Annotated in this window: 17 protein-coding genes; 14 read left to right on the forward strand and 3 right to left on the reverse strand. The window is 71.5% G+C overall.

Annotated elements, in window-relative coordinates; all coding sequences use genetic code 11:
* Positions 1 to 54 precede the first annotated feature (54 nt).
* From VH969_RS23440 to VH969_RS23490, 11 genes are all read left to right on the forward strand, one after another.
* Positions 55 to 1,443 (forward strand): DUF4389 domain-containing protein, encoded by a 1,389-nt coding sequence (locus VH969_RS23440; RefSeq protein ID WP_331977745.1) that lies wholly within the window; start codon positions 55 to 57, stop codon positions 1,441 to 1,443.
* A 103-nt stretch (positions 1,444 to 1,546) separates the two neighbouring features.
* Positions 1,547 to 1,810, forward strand: a complete 264-nt coding sequence (locus VH969_RS23445; protein ID WP_331977747.1) for a DUF1918 domain-containing protein — start codon at positions 1,547 to 1,549, stop codon at positions 1,808 to 1,810.
* A complete protein-coding gene (locus VH969_RS23450) occupies positions 1,807 to 2,415 on the forward strand; it encodes an Rv1733c family protein (RefSeq protein WP_331977749.1) in 609 nt (202 codons plus the stop codon). Before VH969_RS23445 ends, VH969_RS23450 begins: the two co-directional genes overlap by 4 nt.
* 171 nt (positions 2,416 to 2,586) lie before the next feature.
* The gene (locus tag VH969_RS23455; RefSeq protein WP_331977751.1) at positions 2,587 to 3,591 is read left to right on the forward strand and encodes an Acg family FMN-binding oxidoreductase; all 1,005 of its coding nucleotides are present in this window, start codon (positions 2,587 to 2,589) and stop codon (positions 3,589 to 3,591) included.
* The gene (locus tag VH969_RS23460; protein WP_331977753.1) at positions 3,588 to 4,574 is read left to right on the forward strand and encodes an Acg family FMN-binding oxidoreductase; all 987 of its coding nucleotides are present in this window, start codon (positions 3,588 to 3,590) and stop codon (positions 4,572 to 4,574) included. Before VH969_RS23455 ends, VH969_RS23460 begins: the two co-directional genes overlap by 4 nt.
* Complete coding sequence (locus tag VH969_RS23465; protein WP_331977755.1) at positions 4,571 to 5,476, forward strand: universal stress protein; 906 nt, start codon at positions 4,571 to 4,573, stop codon at positions 5,474 to 5,476. Before VH969_RS23460 ends, VH969_RS23465 begins: the two co-directional genes overlap by 4 nt.
* Positions 5,473 to 6,318: a universal stress protein gene (locus VH969_RS23470; protein ID WP_331977757.1), complete on the forward strand. Its 846-nt coding sequence runs from the start codon at positions 5,473 to 5,475 to the stop codon at positions 6,316 to 6,318. Before VH969_RS23465 ends, VH969_RS23470 begins: the two co-directional genes overlap by 4 nt.
* The gene (locus VH969_RS23475) at positions 6,315 to 7,217 is read left to right on the forward strand and encodes a universal stress protein (protein ID WP_331977759.1); all 903 of its coding nucleotides are present in this window, start codon (positions 6,315 to 6,317) and stop codon (positions 7,215 to 7,217) included. The genes VH969_RS23470 and VH969_RS23475 overlap by 4 nt, the downstream gene beginning before the upstream one ends.
* Positions 7,218 to 7,234: 17 nt before the next feature.
* Positions 7,235 to 7,819, forward strand: coding sequence for a CBS domain-containing protein (locus VH969_RS23480; protein ID WP_331977761.1), 585 nt, complete (start codon positions 7,235 to 7,237; stop codon positions 7,817 to 7,819).
* 86 nt (positions 7,820 to 7,905) lie between these two features.
* Positions 7,906 to 8,796, forward strand: a complete 891-nt coding sequence (locus tag VH969_RS23485; RefSeq protein WP_331977763.1) for an ABC transporter ATP-binding protein — start codon at positions 7,906 to 7,908, stop codon at positions 8,794 to 8,796.
* Positions 8,793 to 9,593: an ABC transporter permease gene (locus VH969_RS23490; RefSeq protein WP_331977765.1), complete on the forward strand. Its 801-nt coding sequence runs from the start codon at positions 8,793 to 8,795 to the stop codon at positions 9,591 to 9,593. The genes VH969_RS23485 and VH969_RS23490 overlap by 4 nt, the downstream gene beginning before the upstream one ends.
* A gap of 23 nt (positions 9,594 to 9,616) precedes the next feature.
* On the opposite strand, the gene VH969_RS23495 is transcribed toward VH969_RS23490, so the two are convergent.
* Positions 9,617 to 10,063, reverse strand: coding sequence for a universal stress protein (locus VH969_RS23495; protein WP_331977767.1), 447 nt, complete (start codon positions 10,061 to 10,063; stop codon positions 9,617 to 9,619).
* Between the two features lie 192 nt (positions 10,064 to 10,255).
* Between VH969_RS23495 and VH969_RS23500 the strand changes: the two genes are divergently transcribed.
* Positions 10,256 to 10,990, forward strand: a complete 735-nt coding sequence (locus tag VH969_RS23500) for an SDR family NAD(P)-dependent oxidoreductase (protein WP_331977770.1) — start codon at positions 10,256 to 10,258, stop codon at positions 10,988 to 10,990.
* A gap of 59 nt (positions 10,991 to 11,049) precedes the next feature.
* On the opposite strand, the gene VH969_RS23505 is transcribed toward VH969_RS23500, so the two are convergent.
* Entirely contained in the window at positions 11,050 to 11,307 is a 258-nt protein-coding gene (locus VH969_RS23505) for a hypothetical protein (RefSeq protein ID WP_331977772.1), read from the reverse strand.
* Between the two features lie 28 nt (positions 11,308 to 11,335).
* A complete protein-coding gene (locus VH969_RS23510) occupies positions 11,336 to 11,539 on the reverse strand; it encodes a DUF7455 domain-containing protein (protein WP_331977774.1) in 204 nt (67 codons plus the stop codon).
* A 238-nt stretch (positions 11,540 to 11,777) separates the two neighbouring features.
* On the opposite strand from VH969_RS23510, the gene VH969_RS23515 reads away from it, so the two are divergent.
* A complete protein-coding gene (locus tag VH969_RS23515; protein ID WP_331977776.1) occupies positions 11,778 to 14,525 on the forward strand; it encodes a cation-translocating P-type ATPase in 2,748 nt (915 codons plus the stop codon).
* Positions 14,522 to 17,209, forward strand: a complete 2,688-nt coding sequence (gene ppdK / locus VH969_RS23520; RefSeq protein WP_331977778.1) for a pyruvate, phosphate dikinase — start codon at positions 14,522 to 14,524, stop codon at positions 17,207 to 17,209. The genes VH969_RS23515 and ppdK overlap by 4 nt, the downstream gene beginning before the upstream one ends.
* Positions 17,210 to 17,227 lie beyond the last annotated feature (18 nt).

Genomic DNA, 17,227 nt, shown 5'->3' on the forward strand with positions numbered 1-17,227 from the left:
GCGTGGGCAGCAGAGCCGTCGACCGTGCGGCGGCCTACTGCGAAGGAGACGACGGTGTCCACCTCGAACTCGCCGGTGCGGCTGAACGCCCGGCTCGACACCCGGCCGGACGGCGGTCCCAGCCGCGGGCTGTGGCTCGTCAAGTGGTTGCTGCTGGTACCGCACCTGGTCGTGCTGTTCTTTCTGTGGGTGGCCTTCCCGGTGCTGACGTTCGTCGCGTTGGTGGCGATCCTCGTGAGCGGGCGGTACCCGCGTCCGCTCTTCGACTTCAATCTCGGCGTCCTGCGCTGGACCTGGCGCGTCTGGTTCTACGGCTACGGCGGCCTCGGCACCGACCGCTACCCGCCGTTCAGCCTCGACGAGGAGCCGGACTACCCGGCCACGCTCGACATCGCCTACCCCGAGCGGCTCTCCCGAGGGCTCGTACTCGTCAAGTGGTGGCTGCTCGCGATCCCGCACTACGTGGTCATCGCGTTCTTCACCGGCGGGGGAGGAATCCTGCTGTGGCAGTGGGGCGAGAGCCGGCTGGGCGTGGGCGGCGGGCTCGTCGCGGTGCTGGCCCTGTTCGCCGGCGTGGCGCTGCTGTTCACCGGCCGGTATCCGCGGGGCATCTTCGATCTGGTCACCGGCATGAACCGCTGGGTGCTGCGGGTGGGTGCCTACGCCGCGCTGATGACCGACGAGTACCCGCCATTCCGCCTGGATCTCGGCGGCGCGGATCCCGCCGGTCCGCGGGTCCGCCCCGAGCCGGCGGAGCGTGTCGCCACGCATTCCGGTGGCTCCGCCGGCCGCGTGGTCGGTGTCGTGGCCGGGGTGCTCGCATTGCTGCTCGGCTTCGGCCTGACCGCCGGTGGCGGCGCGTTGCTGTGGCTGGACGGGCATCGCGGCGCCGATGGCTACCTGTCGACCCCGGTCGAGCGCTTCTCGGACACCGGCTACGCGCTGAGGTTCGACGCGAGCGAGATCTCATCGGTGGATCACGGCCTGCCCGGCGTGGACGACGTTCTCGGCCGGGTCCGGATTCATGTGTCCGGTGTGGACTCCGGCGCGATGTTCGCCGGCATCGCACGGACGTCCGACGTCGCCGCCTACCTGAGCGACGTGCCGCACGGCCGGTTCACCGGGCCCAGGACCATGCCGCACGCCGCACCGATGATGCGCATGCGGCCGCCGGCGGTGCCGATGGGCGACACCATGTGGGTCGCCTCGGACACGGGAACCGGTGAGCTGACGGTGAACTGGGTTCCGCGGCGAGGTGAGTGGTCGCTGGTCGTCATGAACGCCTCGGCGCGACGGGGCGTGGCAGCGGACGTCACGTTCGCCGCCACTGCCCCGAGCCTGCAGCCGATCGCGGTCGGAATTCTCGCCGGTGGCATCGGGTTGCTGGTCACCGGTTCGCTGGTGATCGTGTTCGCCGCCCGGCAACGCCCACGCCGACGCTGAGTCCGTTGGGCCCGGGTATCGGGGACCTCCGTCCCTGCCCGGGCCCCGCCGCGGCGCCGACCATGGTGACAACTGAAGAGTCCCATGTGGTCGGAGGTCTGCCATGCATGCGCGACCAGGAGACTGGCTGATCGTCGAGAAGAGTTTCGGTTCCGGAACGCGCCGCGCGCTCATCGAAGAGGTTACCGGGGACGGGGATCCCCCGTTCCGGGTGCGGTGGCTCGACACCGGCGAAGAAGCGTACGTGTACCCGTGGGGAGATGCCCGGGTGCAATCACGTGACGAGCGCGAGGACGCCGATGCCCGCGCCGAGGAGCGTGCCGCGGAGGTTCAGCGGCTGATCCGATCGCGCCGGGGGCAGTCATGAACAGCTCATCGAGCTCGCTCGCGATGCGGGCGGTACGGCTGGCCTGGCCGCACCGCAACGGCCTGGCACGTGGGAGCGACCGGGTGGAGAGCGCGTCACTGGTCCTCGTCCTGCTGGTCGCCTTGTTGTTCGGGCCGGTCATGCTGGCGCTCGGGTCGATCGTCCACGCCGACATGGTCGCGACGGGCGAAGAGCAAGCGCGCACTCGGCAACCGGTCGTCGCGATCCTGACGCGGGACGCACCTGACGTGGGCGCCGGCGGGCACGGGAACGTGGTCGCCGGGCTGTCGCACGTGCCGGCCACCTGGACGCTGCCGGACGGCACCGCCGGCTCCGGCAAGGTACCGGCGCGCGATGGCATGAACGCCGGCACGAAGGTCGACATCTGGCTCGACGGGGACGGTCGCGTCGTCGATCGCCCGCTGACCGAGGCCGATTCGGCGGTCGGTGGCGCCATGGTCACCCTCTCCGGCTGGCTCACCGCGGTGGTGCTGCTGGTGGTCGCTCAGACGGGGTTGCACTTCCTCCTCAACCGGCGCCGTTACCGCGCATGGGACCAGCAGTGGGCACGGGTGGAACCAGGCTGGCACAACTACCGCCGCTGACCACGGCTGACCACGGCTGACCACGGCCGACCACAGCCGACCACGGCTGACGACAAAGGGACGAAAGGCCCTGCCAGGCAAGGAAGGTCGACGCTGCCGCACCGGCGACGCCGAGGCAACGCTGGGAATGAAGGGCCGACGGCCACCACGAGAACAGCCAGGAGTGACCCGATGAACACCACCGATCCCGCCCTGTCGGCGGTCGTCGACCGCGCGCTGTATGCGGCGACCCGGGCTCCCTCGGTGCACAACACACAGCCGTGGCTGTTCGTCGTGTCGCCGCCATACGTCGAGCTCCACCTCGACCGCGACCGCGTGCTGCCGGTGGCGGACCCCGACGCCCGGGAGGCCCAGCTGTCCTGCGGCGCAGCCCTGTTCAACCTCTCCCTGGCACTGCAGGCGTCCGACCTAGTGGTGGTCACCGACCTGCTGCCCGATCCGGATCGGCCGGACCTGCTCGCCAGGGTGCGCATGGGTGGTTACCGGCTTGCCTCGCCGGAGCTCCGTTCGCTCGCCACCGCCATCGACCGGCGCGCGACCAACCGGCGGCCGTTCTACGAACGGCCGGTTCCGCTGACCCACCGGCGCATCCTGACCGGCGCCGCCCAGGCGGCCGGAGCCCGCCTCGTCCTCCTGGACACCCCGATGCAGATCGGGACCTTCGCCGGCCTTCTGCGCCGGGCCGATCACCTGCAGGAGGAGGACCCCGCCTTCCAGACCGAACTGCTCAGCTGGACCACCGGGGCGCCGGCACGCCGGGACGGCGTGCCGCTGTCCGCGGGCGGGCCGCGCCCGATCGGCGGTCAGCTGCTCAAGCTGCGCCGGTTCCACAAAACCGATGCCGGACCGGAGCGCGAGTTCGAGCAGGAGCCACTCGTCGCGGTGCTGACCTCGGCCGGCGACCGTGTGGTGGACAGGGTGCGCGCGGGCCAGGCGATGCAGCGGGTGCTGCTCAACGCCACCAGTTCGGGCCTGAGCGCCTCGTTCCTGTCGCAACCCATCGAGGTCCCGTACATCCGCACCGCGCTGCGCAACCTCATCGGCGGACCACATCACCCGCAGACGGTCCTGCGGATCGGCTACGGCCACCCGCCGGCACCCACACCGCGCCGTCCGGTCGGCGACGTGACCCGGCGCTCCGCGGACATCACACCCATCGAGAAGGCCATCCCATGAGCGACTGGACCAAGGGAGAGATCGAGGTCGTCACCGCGGCCGTGCGGGCCGCGCCGTCGGTGCACAACACCCAGCCCTGGGTGCTGGAGTTCCACGACGACGGCGCCCACGGCGTGTCCCTCTACCAGCGCCTCGACCGCGCGCTCGAACGGCACGACCCGCTCGGCCGGGACCTGTTGATCTCGTGCGGCGCGGCCCTGGAGAACCTCCTGCTGGCCATCCGTGTACTGGGCTGGGTGCCAGCGCTCGCACTCGTCCCGGGCGACCGCCCCGACCTGGTCGGGAGAGCCCGGGTGACCGGCCGGCGCGAACCGTCCGATGTGGAGCTGAGGCGATACGCGGCCGTGTCGCGCCGGCGAAGCTACCGCCAGCCCTTCACATCCGCTCCGATCGAGCAGTCCACACGCGACGCGCTGGTCGCCGCCTCCGACACCGGCGGCGTCGAGGTGCGTGCCGTGCGGGGCGACGGCGACATCGATGTGATCGCAAGGGTGTTCGATCACGCGGCGCTCGTGCTCAAGGCCGACCGCGCGTATCAGCGTGAGCTGTCGGCATGGACCACCACGAGCGCGGACCCCCGCCCGGGCGAGGGAGTCGCGAGCGTGCCGAGACACCTCGACACCCTGCCGTGGGCGGGCCTGGTCCGCCGCCTCACCGCCGTTCCGGACCCGGTGGTCTTCGCCGACCGGCTGCGCCGTGAATGCCTTCTCGTCGTGCTGACGCCCGACGACGGCCCGCTCGATCACGTCCGGGCGGGCATGGCGGTGCAGGCGACCTGGCTCGACGCGACCGGGCGCGGCCTCGTCGGCTCGATTCTCACCCAACCGCTGCAACTGCGCGGCGTTCGCGCCGGGCTGATCGAAGGAATGGAACTGGCCGGCTTTCCCCAGGCACTTATGCGATTCGGCCACCCGGCCGAACCACACCATCCGAAAACCGAGTTCGCCGCCCTGCGAGACGGCGCCAAGGAGGATCCGTCATGACGAACATCGGCAGCCAGGAACACCCCGTCGTCGTCGGGATCGACGGCTCGGCGTCCGCACTGGACGCGGTGCGCTGGGCGGCGCGGGAGGCGGAGCGACGCCACGCGCCGCTGCGCCTGGTCCACGTCTGCTTCCTCATGCCAGTGCGGCACCCGCGGCAGATCGCCCCACCACCCGAGTACCACGACGCGATTCTCGAGCAGGGCCGGCACTGGCTGAACCAGGCCACCGAGGCGGCCCGCACGACCGCGCCGGACGTCCCGCTCAGCACGGACCAGCGGGACGGCGTGGCCGCCGACGTCCTCATCCGTGAGTCCCTGACCGCACAGCTGGTCGTGCTCGGCTCGCGTGGCCTCGGCGGGTTCCGTGGACTGCTGGTCGGATCCGTGTCGGTCGCCCTGTCCGCGCACGGGCACTGCCCGGTCGTCGTCATGCACGGCCCGGGTGGTGCGGGCACGCCGCCGGAGAACGGCCCCGTGGTCGTGGGCGTCGACGGCTCGCCACTGTCCGACGCCGCGGTCGAGTTCGCGTTCACCGCCGCCGCCGAGCGTGGTGTCGACCTGGTCGCGGTGCACAGCTGGATGGACGTGCCGATGTCCGCGGGCTGGGCGAGCCTGCCGGACACGATCGACTGGGAGTTCGTCGGCGCCGCCGAGGCACGGCGGCTCGACGAGGTGCTCGCCGGCTGGTCGGAGAAGTTCCCGGAAGTCGTGGTGCGCAAGGTGGTCGAGCGCGACCGTCCGCAGCGCGCGCTGCTCAAGGCGTCGGCCGGCGCGCAGCTGGTCGTCGTCGGCTCGCGCGGGCGCGGGGCACTGACCGGACTCGGACTCGGCTCGGTAAGCCAATCGCTGCTGCACTACGCCGAATGCCCCGTCGCGACGGCCCGAGTGGAGACGAAATGAACAGCACACATGGCCGTGTCGTGGCCGGGATCGCCCCGGCTGACTTCCGGCTTCCGATGATCCTCTGGGCCGCCGGTGAGGCGGCGGCCCGCGCCGCGGAGTTGTACCTGGTGACCGCGGTCCCACCGGTCGCCGCGCCGGAGCAGTACCTGCCGTCCGAGACCGCGGAGACGCTCCGCGACGCAGGCCGCGAGCACCTGGTCGACGCCGCGGGCCGGGCGAGGGCCGCCCACCCCGGGCTGTTCGTCATGACCGACGTCATTGCCGGCACAGCCGTCGACGTCCTACGGCACGCCGGGAGCGAAGCCGATCTCATCGTGATCGGCGCGGACGACCAGAGTCCGTTCGCGGAGGCCATCACCGGCTCCGTGCCCGGGTCACTGCTCACCACGTCGCCCTGCCCACTCGCGGTCGTGCCGCACGCCGAGCTGTCCGGCACGCAGGACGCCCCCGTGATCGCCGCGGTGGACGAGGCGGGCACCTCACAGGCCGCCCTGGCCTACGCCTTCGCGGCCGCCAACAGGTCCGGACGCCCGCTGGTCGTGCTTCGCTGCCTGCCGGCGGAGCGAGGGGAGAGCACCGCGCAGGCGCTCACGCTCACCGCATTCCGGCAGCTGTACCCCGACGTCACCGTCACGGAGGACGTCGCGGCCGGCGACCCGAAGGACGTACTCGCCCAGCGCTCCCGCCACGCCGCCCTGCTGGTGCTCGGCTCCCGCGGGCACGGGCGGATCACCTCGACACTGTTCGGGTCGGTGGGCCGCGACCTCATCCGCCGCAGCGGCTGCCCCGTCGTGGTCGCCCGGCCGAGCGCCGGCGACATCGCCGAAGGAACTGGATGATGACCACCCGCCACAACCGGCCCGTCGTTGTCGGGATCGACGGGTCGGCGTCGGCCCTCGAGGCCGCGCGATGGGCCGCGAAGGTCGCCGCCCGCGACCACGTGCCGCTTCGCCTGGTGCACACGTACGACCTGCCCCTCGGCGTGCCGGCACTGGTGTCCGAACCGGAGTCGCTACTGGACGCGGCACGCGAGCACGGCAGGCGATGGCTCGCGGAGGCTCGGGAAGTGGCTGCCGAGGTCGACGTGCACCTGCCGACCGAGACGGTCCTGGAAGCCGGCTCGACCGTGCCGACCCTCGTGCACGAATCCGAGTCGGCGTCGATGGTCGTCCTCGGTACCCGCGGCCTCAGCGCCCTCACCGGCTTCCTGGTCGGCTGCAAGTCAGTCGGGGTCACCGGGCAGGCACAGAGCCCGGTCGTGATCGTCCGCGGGCGAGAACCCGGCGGGCGGCCACGGGACCTCGGCCCCGTCGTCGTCGGCGTGGACGGCACCGAGCTGAGCGAGGCGGCCACCGCCTTCGCGTTCGCCGAGGCATCCGCGCGCCGCGCCGAGCTCGTCGCCGTCCACACCTGGACGGAGTCGCTGGTCGAGATCGCCCTGGCCGGCGACAACGCACCGGTGGACCTGATCCTGCTGCGCGAGCAGGCGGAGGAGACGCTTGCCGAGCGCCTCGCCGGGTGGCAGGAGAAGTACCCGGACGTGCGCATCCAGCGCGACGTCGTCCACGACCGGCCGAGCCGGTCGCTGCGTCGCTGTTCGTCCACCGCACAGCTGGTCGTCGTCGGCCGCCGCCGCCGCGGCTCGTTCCCCAGCCTGCTCCTGGGATCCACGAGCCTGACCCTGCTCCACCACTCGTGGTGCCCGGTCGCGGTGGTCCGTGCCGACGGCGGTGGCTGAACCCGAAGGAGAAGACCATGCGTGCACGAGACGTCATGAGCCGGCCGGTGCTCAGCGTCGACACCGGCACGAGCGTGCGGGAGGCCACGACGGTGCTGACCGAGCACGGCTTCGCCGCGGTTCCGGTCGTCGACGACATCGGCCACGTCGTCGGCATCTTCAGCGAGTCGGATGCGCTGCGCGCCGACATCCGGGACCGCGACGTGCCGGTGACGTCGGCGATGGCAACACCTGTCGAGGTGGTCGCTCCCACGACCGATGTCGGAGTGATCGCCGAGCGGATGCTCGCGCGGCGGCTGCGCTGTGTGCCGGTCGTGGAGGAGGGTCTGCTCGTCGGCGTCGTGTCGCGACGGGACCTGCTGCACATGCTGGTCCGCGACGACGACGTGATCAAGGCAAAGCTGCGCCACCTGCTCGATGACTACGCCGGCAGCCGTCGGCATTGGACAGTCAAGGTCGTCGACGGTGACGTCACGGTCAGCGGCGACTTCGCCGACGACGCCGAACGCACGATCGTCGCCGCCCTGGCCCGGACCGTCGCCGGCGTCTACCGGGTCGATCTCATGACCACCACCCCGGTGTCCATCGGCTGGGACGACTAGGGCCCACCGATGGTGACGTGGCCGGACGACTGTCGTCCGGGTCGACGGCTTGCCCTCGGGCCTGCATTTCGCGAACGGAGAGATCGATGAGTCCGGTCATCCACACCGAGGGCCTGACGAAGCGTTACCACGACAGACCGGCGCTCAGCGGGCTGGACCTTGACGTGCAGGCCGGGACGCTGTTCGGCTACCTGGGCCCCAACGGCGCCGGTAAGACCACGACGATCCGCCTGCTGGCCGGGCTCATCCGGCCGACGGCCGGCTACGCGAGCGTGCTGGGTGCGGATGTGGTGCGGGAACGCGAGACCGCGCAGCGCCGCATCGGCTACTTGCCCGGCGACTTCGTCGCATACCCGGACCTGACGGCCGCGGAGTACCTGCGCTACATGGCAAACCTGCGTGGCGGCGTCGACGCGTCGGCGACCCGGCAGCTCGCCAAGCGGCTCGACCTCGATCTGGACCACGTCATCGGTGCCATGTCACACGGGAACCGGCAGAAGGTCGGCATCGTGCAGGCCCTCCAGCACGACCCGGAGCTGCTCATCCTCGACGAGCCGACCCAGGGCCTGGACCCGTTGGTGCAGCGGGAGTTCCTCGCCATGCTGCGCGAAGCGAGATCCGCCGGCCGCACGGTGTTCCTCTGCTCGCACGTGCTGTCCGAAGTGGAGGCCGTCGCCGACACCGTGGGCATCCTGCGGCAGGGCCACCTCGTCGAGGTCGCCTCGGTCGCCGGCCTCAAGGCGAAGGCGTTGCGGCGGCTGGACATCATGTTCGAGTCTGCGCCACCCATCGACACGCTGCGCTCCGTTCCCGGTGTCACCGAGGTGGTGGCGAACGGTTCCGGCGTGCAGGTCCTCGTGGCGGGATCCATGGCCGCCCTGCTCGCCGCGGCCGCCCCGTTCCGGATCGCGAGCCTCGTGACCCACGAGCCGGACCTCGAGGAGATCTTCCTGACCTACTACGGAGAGCAGGGATGACAGTGCTCACCAATGTCTTCGTCAAGACTCTCCGTGACCAGCGGAAGGCACTTGTCGGGTGGAGCGTCGGGCTCGCCGTGCTGGTCGTGCTGGAGGCGGCCCTGTGGCCCACCGTCCGGAACATGGGTGACCTGCGCGAGTTCATCGCGAACTATCCGGAGGCGATCCGGGAACTGTTCAAGATCGACGAGTTCGCGAGTGGCATCGGCTTCCTCAACGGCGAGCTGTACAGCTTGCTCCTGCCGATCCTGTTCCTCGTCTACGGCATCGGCAGGGGCGCGAAAGCCATCGCCGGCGAGGAGGAGGCCGGCACGCTCGAAGTCCTTCTCACCACGCGGGTCTCCCCGACCAGCCTTGTGCTGCACCGGGCCGCGGCGCTGACGGTCGCCGTCGGTTGCCTCGGCGTCGTGCTGTTCGTCGCGGTCGTGCTCTGCTCGCCGGTTTTCGGGCTCGACATCACAGCGGGTGACGCCCTTACCGGTTCGCTTGCGGTGGTGCTGCTGGGCGTCGAGTTCGGCTGGCTCGCCCTCGCGGTCAGCGCGGTGTCCGGCCGCCACGTCGTCGCGATCGCCGTTTCCTCCGCACTCGCGGTCGCCGCGTACCTGCTGTACGCAGCGGGCGGACTGGTCAGCGTGCTCGAGCCCTGGCGGGGCATCTCACCGTTCCATCAGGCTCTCGCCGAAGGTCCACTGGGCGCGGGGCTGCCGGTCGTCTACCTGTGGATGCCCGCCGCGGCAGCGGTGTTCGTGCTCGCGGCGCTGCCGGTGTTCGAGCGGCGCGACATCACCGTCCACTGAGCATCCGCGGGCAGCGGCGCCGGTCAGCCCACGGCCGGGACGAGAACCACGGGCCGCCGCGCATGGCGCAGGCACTCGCCGGTGACACGGCCGAGGAGGAACTCGCTCACGCGGCTGTGCGGGTGGTAGCCCAGCACCAGCATGCCGCCGTGGTCCGCGGCAGCGCGAGCGAGCTCTACCCCCGGATCGCCCTCCAACTGGATCTCGACGATCTCCGGCGCGTCGGCGACGGTCGCCACGGTGGCGGCGACTGTGTCGTGCAGCCGGGTGTGCAGCCGTTCGGCCGGCGGCGCGGTGCCGTAGGGCTGGATCGCGTAGGAAGTACCCGGGGCGAGGTGGACCCGTGGGCGAACCTCGACTGCCGTGATCGTGCAGTGGTCTGCCATGGCCCTGGTGATGGCCCACCGCAGGGCGGCGACGCTCGCCGCGGAGCCGTCGACGCCGACGACGATGCCGTTCTGACCAGTCATCGTGAGCTCCCATCTCTCCGGTTCCCACCCTTCGCCCAGATCCCGGGAGCCGGGAGTGCCGGAAGTCCCGGACCACCGGAGCAGGACGTCCCGCGCCGCAAGGCCTTCGGTCGCTGGGCGCGCCGCCGCTGTGCGGGTGTGGTGTGGTCAGGAGGCCGGACTTCGCGGCCGGACGGGAAAGGTGTGTCGACCATGCGGAATCTCACAGGCAGCACGGTCCTGGTGACAGGTGGCGCCCGGGGCATCGGCGCGGCGACCGCGCGGGCGTTCCTCGACCAGGGCGCGTTCGTGGTCATCGCCGACGTCCTCGACGACGTGGGCACGACGCTCGCGGAGGACTTGGGGGAGCGGGCCGCCTACGTCCACCTGGATGTGACCGAGATCGATGACTGGACCGCCGCGCTCGAGTTCGCCGAGCGGCATTTCGGTGCGGTCGGCGTGCTGGTGAACAACGCCGGCATCGTGGAGTTCGGGTCCATCGACGAACAGACACCGAAGGCGTTCCGGCACGTCCTCGACGTGAACCTGTTCGGTCCGTGGCTGGGCATGCACGTCGCGGCCCCCACGCTGCGGCGGACCGGCGGCGTGGTCGTCAACGTCTCGTCGACAGCCGGTCTCATGGGATACGCGGGCCTCGGCGCCTACGTCGCCAGCAAGTGGGGCCTGCGGGGCCTCACCAAGAGCGCGGCGCTCGACCTGGCGGGCGACTCGGTGCGCGTGTGCTCGGTCCACCCGGGCCCCATCGCCACTCCGATGACCGCCGGATTCGACGACTCGATGGTCGTCGGCCAGCCGATCCCGCGGTTCGGCAAGCCGGAGGAGGTCGCCGCGATGATCGTTTTCATCGCGACGGAAGCGAGCTTCTCCACGGGCAGCGAGTTCGTCGTGGACGGCGGCGCGGTCGTCGGGTCGATGTTGACGGCGTGACCACCGTAGAGACGCGAAACCGGCCGAGCGAGCTCGGCCGGTTCAGCTTTGGCGACGGATCAGCCGGTAGCGGCCGACAGGGCGGCCAATGCCGCGGTACCGCTCTGGGTCAGCACCGCGGGAGCGATGCTGCCGGTCGGCCCCGGCCACGCCGGCCGAACGAGGTCGCCGTCGACCAGATCGTTGGTGGCGGTGAAGTCGCACCACCGGCCATCGACCGAGAGCGTGGGGTGGCGGCCCGTCAGCAGCCGGCCACGGCCGTCGGCGATGGCGCGGAGCATCGCCCGGTGCCGGGAGGTGAAGTTCGTCGCGATCATGTCAGTCACCGTTTCCCGCTTGGCCCGGCTAGTGGGTGGGTTCCTGGTGCTCGATGATCAGCGCGATCGGCGCCAGCCGCGCCCGGTGCTCGTTCGCGTGGTGCCGGCAGAAGACCAGTTCGCCGCCAGCGTTCAGCAGGACCAGCACGTGCGCTGCCGCTGAGCAGCGGTCGCAGCGGTCCTCGGCGTGGAACATGTCGGCGGCGACGTGGGGAGCGGTTGCGGCGGTCATGATCGACTCCTTGAGCGGGGAGGGTGTTTCTGACAAGTAAGAGCCTGCTCGTTCTCGATGGCCGGTCCCACGGGCGTTCGACCGCTCTTCGGCGGGTCTCTCGCGGCGCCCGCGACGGACCAAAGTCCTCGCCGTGCGGAGCAGTTCGCCGTGCTCGGCCGGCCCGGAGTACCAAAGGCCGTTCCGGTATGGCCCTTGGTCCCTGGGCCGGCTGCCCGGCGCTGGCGATGCTCGATGTATGGCGTCCGAAGTCACCCTTGCGCCGCAGGACCCACGCGAGCCCATCGACCGCGTACTACGCGACCTGCGGACGACTCGTCGTGGCCTGACCAGCCGCGAAGCCACTCGCAGGCTCACGGTCTACGGCGCGAACGAGCTGACCCGCCGCGGCCGCGCCAACTGGCCGGCCGAACTCCTCCACCAGGTCGCGCACCCGCTCGCGCTGCTGCTCTGGCTCGCGGCCGGCCTGGCGTGGCTGTCCGGCACGATCGTGCTCGCCATCGCCATCGTGGCGGTCATCCTGCTCAACGCGGCGCTGGCCTTTCTGCAGGAACAGCAGGCGGAGCGGGCCGTGGAGGCGCTGGCCGCCTACTTGCCGCCGCACGCGACCGCGGTCCGTGATGGGCGGCGGCAGTCCGTGCCGGCTCGCGACCTGGTGCCCGGGGATGTCCTGGTCATCGAGGAGGGCGACGGCATCTCCGCCGACGCCCGGCTGCTGTCCGGGGGGCTGGAGGCCGACCTCTCCGCGCTTACCGGCGAGTCGATCCCCGTGTACCGGTCGGCGGACGCCCGGGACGGAACGCGCCCCCTGCTGGACTCACCGGACGCGGTGTTCAGCGGCACCACCTGCACGGCAGGCGAGGCGACCGCCGTCGTGTTCGCCACCGGCATGCACACCGAGCTCGGCCGGATCGCCGCGCTGTCCCAGCGGGTCAAGCGCGACATCAGCCCGCTCGAGCGCCAGGTCAAGCGGGTCGCCTGGCTGATCGCGGCCGTCGCGATCGGAGCTGGTCTCGCCTTCCTGCCCCTGGGCGCGCTCGTTGCCGGGCTGCCTTTGGGCGACGCGGTCAACTTCGCCATCGGCCTGCTGGTCGCGAACGTGCCCGAGGGCCTGCTGCCCACCATCACACTGGCCCTCGCGGTCGGTGTGCGCGTGCTCGCCCGCAGTGGTGCCGTCGTGAAGCGGCTCTCGGCCGTGGAGACCCTCGGCTCGACCACCGTCATCTGCACCGACAAGACCGGCACGCTGACGTTCAACAGGATGAGCGTCACGGACGTGTGGACCCCGGCCGGTCCGCTCGACATCGGGCCGGCGACCAGCCCGCTCGCCACGAACCTGCGTACGGCACTCGCCGCGTGCTCCAACGCCGACCTCGGCTCCGGAGACCCGGGTGAAGCGGCGGGAGATCCCACGGAGATCGCGCTGCTGAAGTTGGCCCGCGGGCTCGGCGCGGACACCTCCGTCGAGCGCCGGGACACCGGGCGGCTGCGCCAGTTCCACTTCGACCCCGCACTGCGCCGGATGTCCACGGTGGATGCCGCGGGCACGCGGCGAACCGTCAACGTCAAGGGCGCGCCGGAGTCCGTTCTTCCCTGCACCACCCGGATCGCCCTTGCCGCCGGCGGCTCACGCCCGATGACCGAGGTCGACCGCGCCGAGGTCGCCGATGTGTCCACCGGGCTCGCCGGCCGTGGCCTGCGGCTCATGGCCGTCGCGCAGCGCGAGCTGGCGCCGGACGAGCCCGTCCCGGACGATCGCGCGGCCGCCGAGACCGAGCTGGTGCTGCTCGGCGTGGTCGCGATGCTCGACCCACCCCGGCCCGAGGTCGCCGACGCCGTGGCCCGCTGCCACACCGCAGGCATCCGGCTCATCGTCATCACCGGAGACCACGCGCTCACCGCGGCCGAGATCGCCCGCCAGGTCGGCATCGCCCGCGACCATCCCACCGTCGTGACCGGCACCGAGCTGGACGCGATGAGCGACGCGGAGCTCGACCGGCTCCTGCGCGGCAGCCGCGAGCTGATCTTCGCCCGCAGCTCGCCCGAGGCGAAGCTGCGGATCGCCGACGCACTGCGTGCGCACGGCGAGGTGGTCGCCATGACCGGGGACGGCGTCAACGACGCACCCGCACTGCGCACCGCCGACATCGGCGTGGCCATGGGCGTCGCCGGCACCGACGTCGCGCGGGAGGCATCGACCATGGTGCTCACCGACGACAACTTCGCCACGATCGTGACCGCCGTCCAGGCGGGCCGGCGGGTCTACGACAACGTGCGCAAGTTCATCCTCTACATCTTCGCCCACGCCACGCCCGAGGTGCTGCCGTTCCTGCTGTTCGCCCTCGCCGGCGGCGCGATCCCGCTGCCGCTGACCGCATTGCAGATCCTCGCCATCGACCTCGGCACCGAGACGCTGCCCGCACTCGCGCTCGGCCGCGAGCCGGCCGAGCCCGGGCTGATGGACCGCGCACCGAGAGGCCGATCCGACAACGTCATCGACGCCCCAATGCTCCGGCGAGCGTGGGGCCTGCTGGGCGGGATCTCGGCCGTCCTCGTCCTGGCCGGGTTCTTCCTCACCCTCTACGCCGGTGGCTGGACCCCCGGTGCGGACGTCGGCGCGGGCACACCGCTGCACAGCGTGTGGCTTCAGGCCACCACCATGACCTTCCTCGGCATCGTCGCCTGCCAGATCGGCACGGCGTTCGCGGCCCGTACCCAGCACGCGTCCCTGCGTGCCATCGGCCCGTTCAGCAACAAGCTGCTGCTGTGGGGCATCGCGTTCGAGGTCGCGTTCGCGGCCGCCCTGATCACCGTGCCCGCCCTGCGGGACGTCTTCGGCACCGCGATGCCGCCCGCGGGCTCGCTCGCACTCCTCGCCGTGTTCCCCGTCGTCGTCTGGGGCGCGGACGAGTTCTGGCGGTCGCACCGGCGGCGCCATTCCCACACCCGGCCCACCTCCGAGTCCTCCGGAAAGGAAATCCGATGACCAAGTACGTGTACGACTTCACCGAGGGCAACCGCGGCATGGCGGACCTGCTCGGCGGCAAGGGCGCGAACCTCGCGGAGATGACCGGGATGGGCCTGCCGGTCCCACCGGGCTTCACCATCACCACCGAGGCCTGCCGGGCCTATCTCACGGCAGGCACCATCCCTGCCGATCTCTCGTACGAAGTGGACACTCACCTCCACGCGATGGAGATCGCCGCCGGCCGCAAGCTCGGCCAGGTCGACGCGCCGCTGCTCGTGTCGGTGCGGTCCGGGGCCCGGTTCTCGATGCCCGGCATGATGGACACGGTCCTCAACATCGGCCTCACCGACGACTCGGTCGTCGGGCTCGCCGCATGGTCCGGGAGCCCGCGGCTGGCGTGGGACTCCTACCGGCGCCTGCTGCAGATGTTCGGCGAGACCGTGCTCGGCATCGACGCGCAACACTTCGCCGGCGCGCTGCACGCGGCGAAGGAGGCGAAGGGTGTCACCGGCGACCTGGACCTGGATGGCGACGACCTGCGGCAGCTCACGGCACGCTACAAGGAGATCATCCGTGCCGAGTCCGGCCGGGACTTCCCGCAGGACCCGCGCGAGCAGCTCGACCTGGCGATCGAGTCCGTGTTCGCGTCCTGGAACACCGATCGCGCCCGCACGTACCGGCGTGCCGAGCACATTCCCGACGACCTCGGCACCGCTGTCAACGTGTGCGCCATGGTGTTCGGCAATCTCGGTGACGACTCCGGGACCGGTGTCGCCTTCACCCGGGACCCGGCAACCGGCGCGGCGGGCGTATACGGCGACTACCTCGCCAACGCACAGGGCGAGGACGTCGTCGCCGGCATCCGCAACACTCTCCCGCTCGACCGGCTCGCCGACCTGCATCCCGGGCCGTACGCGCAGCTGCTGGACATCATGCGGACCCTGGAGAAGCACTACCGGGACCTGTGCGACATCGAGTTCACCATCGAGCGGGGCACGCTGTGGATGCTGCAGACCCGCGTCGGCAAGCGGACCGCGGCCGCGGCGTTCCGGATCGCCGAAGCGTTGCATGCGGAAGGAGTCATCGACGCCGACGAGGCGCTGCGCCGCGTGACCGGAGCCCAGCTCGCCCAGCTGATGTTCCCCCGCTTCGACGGCAACGCGGCTGCCCGGCGCATCGCGACCGGTGTCGCCGCCTCGCCCGGTGCGGCCGTGGGCGAGGTCGTGTTCGACTCCGATACCGCGGTCGCGCGTGCGGCGGCGGGTGCGGCGGTGATCCTCGTCCGCCGGGAGACCAACCCCGACGACCTGGACGGGCTGATCCACGCACGCGGCGTGCTCACCAGCCGCGGCGGCAAGACGTCGCACGCCGCGGTCGTCGCCCGAGGCCTCGGCCGCACCTGCGTGTGCGGGGCGGAGTCGCTCGACATCGACCCCGACGTGCGGCGGTTCACCACCGCCGACGGCATCGTGGTGACCGAGGGCGACGTCATCTCGGTCGACGGCACGGCCGGCGTCGTGTACCTCGGCCGGGTACCGGTGGTGCCCTCACCGGTCGCCGAGTACTTCGAGGGCCGCGACGTCGGCGACGACGAGCTGGTCCGCGCTGTCGATCACATCGTCCGGCACGCGGACGCGCGGAGCCGGCTCGGCGTGCGCGCGAACGCGGACACCCCGGCCGATGCGGGCCGGGCCCGGCGGCTCGGCGCCACCGGAGTCGGGCTGTGCCGGACCGAGCACATGTTCCTCGGTGAGCGCCGGGCGCTCGTGGAGCGGCTGATACTCGCAGCGGACGACGCGGAGCGCGAAGCGGCGATCGCGGCGCTGCTTCCCCTGCAGCGAGCGGACTTCGTCGACATACTGTCCGAGATGGACGGTCTGCCGGTCACGATCCGGCTCCTGGACCCGCCCCTGCACGAGTTCCTGCCCGACCGTACCGAGCTGACCGCCCAGGCTGCGGTCGCCAAGGCGCTCGGCCGCCCGGCCACGTCGGAGCGGCTGCTGCGCGCGGTCAACCGGCTGCACGAGGAAAACCCGATGCTGGGCATGCGCGGCGTGCGGCTCGGTCTGGTCATCCCCGGCCTCTACGACATGCAGGTCCGGGCGATCGCGGAGGCGTCGGCCGCCCGGCTGCGCGCCGGCGGGCACCCACACGCCGAGATCATGATCCCGCTGATCGGCGACGCCCGCGAGCTGGAGATCGTCGCCGCACGGGCGAGCGGGATCCTCGCCGAGGTCGCCGCCGAGTCCGGTGTGGACCTACCACTCGAGATCGGTACGATGATCGAGCTGCCGCGTGCCGCCCTGACCGCGGACCGCATCGCCGAGACCGCGGAGTTCTTCTCCTTCGGCACCAACGACCTCACGCAGACGACGTGGGGCTTCTCCCGTGACGACGTCGAGGCGGCGTTCTTCCCCACCTACCTCGCCGAGCGCGTGTTCACCGTGTCCCCGTTCGAGACCATCGACCGCGACGGCGTCGGCCGGCTCATCGGTCTCGCCGTGGCGATGGGCCGGGCCGCCCGCCCGGGGATCGCTCTCGGCGTGTGTGGTGAACATGGCGGCGATCCGGAGTCGATCCGGTTCTTCCACGAGGTCGGGCTGGACTACGTGTCCTGCTCGCCGTTCCGGGTGCCGATCGCCCGGCTGGAGGCGGGCCGCGCGGCAGTGGGAGACGACGATGGCAGCGTGGACAGCCGCTGACCGCCGGGGGTCACGGCT

Origin of the sequence: Actinophytocola sp., assembly GCF_036555685.1 — a bacterium.
GTDB lineage: Bacteria > Actinomycetota > Actinomycetes > Mycobacteriales > Pseudonocardiaceae > Actinophytocola.

Coding starts and splice junctions, on each gene's coding strand:
- VH969_RS23445 (WP_331977747.1), top strand. CDS start 1,547: ATGCATGCGCGACCAGGAGACTGGCTGATCGTCGAGAAGAGTTTCGGT.
- VH969_RS23450 (WP_331977749.1), top strand. CDS start 1,807: ATGAACAGCTCATCGAGCTCGCTCGCGATGCGGGCGGTACGGCTGGCC.
- VH969_RS23455 (WP_331977751.1), top strand. CDS start 2,587: ATGAACACCACCGATCCCGCCCTGTCGGCGGTCGTCGACCGCGCGCTG.
- VH969_RS23460 (WP_331977753.1), top strand. CDS start 3,588: ATGAGCGACTGGACCAAGGGAGAGATCGAGGTCGTCACCGCGGCCGTG.
- VH969_RS23465 (WP_331977755.1), top strand. CDS start 4,571: ATGACGAACATCGGCAGCCAGGAACACCCCGTCGTCGTCGGGATCGAC.
- VH969_RS23470 (WP_331977757.1), top strand. CDS start 5,473: ATGAACAGCACACATGGCCGTGTCGTGGCCGGGATCGCCCCGGCTGAC.
- VH969_RS23475 (WP_331977759.1), top strand. CDS start 6,315: ATGATGACCACCCGCCACAACCGGCCCGTCGTTGTCGGGATCGACGGG.
- VH969_RS23480 (WP_331977761.1), top strand. CDS start 7,235: ATGCGTGCACGAGACGTCATGAGCCGGCCGGTGCTCAGCGTCGACACC.
- VH969_RS23485 (WP_331977763.1), top strand. CDS start 7,906: ATGAGTCCGGTCATCCACACCGAGGGCCTGACGAAGCGTTACCACGAC.
- VH969_RS23490 (WP_331977765.1), top strand. CDS start 8,793: ATGACAGTGCTCACCAATGTCTTCGTCAAGACTCTCCGTGACCAGCGG.
- VH969_RS23495 (WP_331977767.1), bottom strand. CDS start 10,063: ATGACTGGTCAGAACGGCATCGTCGTCGGCGTCGACGGCTCCGCGGCG.
- VH969_RS23500 (WP_331977770.1), top strand. CDS start 10,256: ATGCGGAATCTCACAGGCAGCACGGTCCTGGTGACAGGTGGCGCCCGG.
- VH969_RS23505 (WP_331977772.1), bottom strand. CDS start 11,307: ATGATCGCGACGAACTTCACCTCCCGGCACCGGGCGATGCTCCGCGCC.
- VH969_RS23510 (WP_331977774.1), bottom strand. CDS start 11,539: ATGACCGCCGCAACCGCTCCCCACGTCGCCGCCGACATGTTCCACGCC.
- VH969_RS23515 (WP_331977776.1), top strand. CDS start 11,778: ATGGCGTCCGAAGTCACCCTTGCGCCGCAGGACCCACGCGAGCCCATC.
- ppdK (WP_331977778.1), top strand. CDS start 14,522: ATGACCAAGTACGTGTACGACTTCACCGAGGGCAACCGCGGCATGGCG.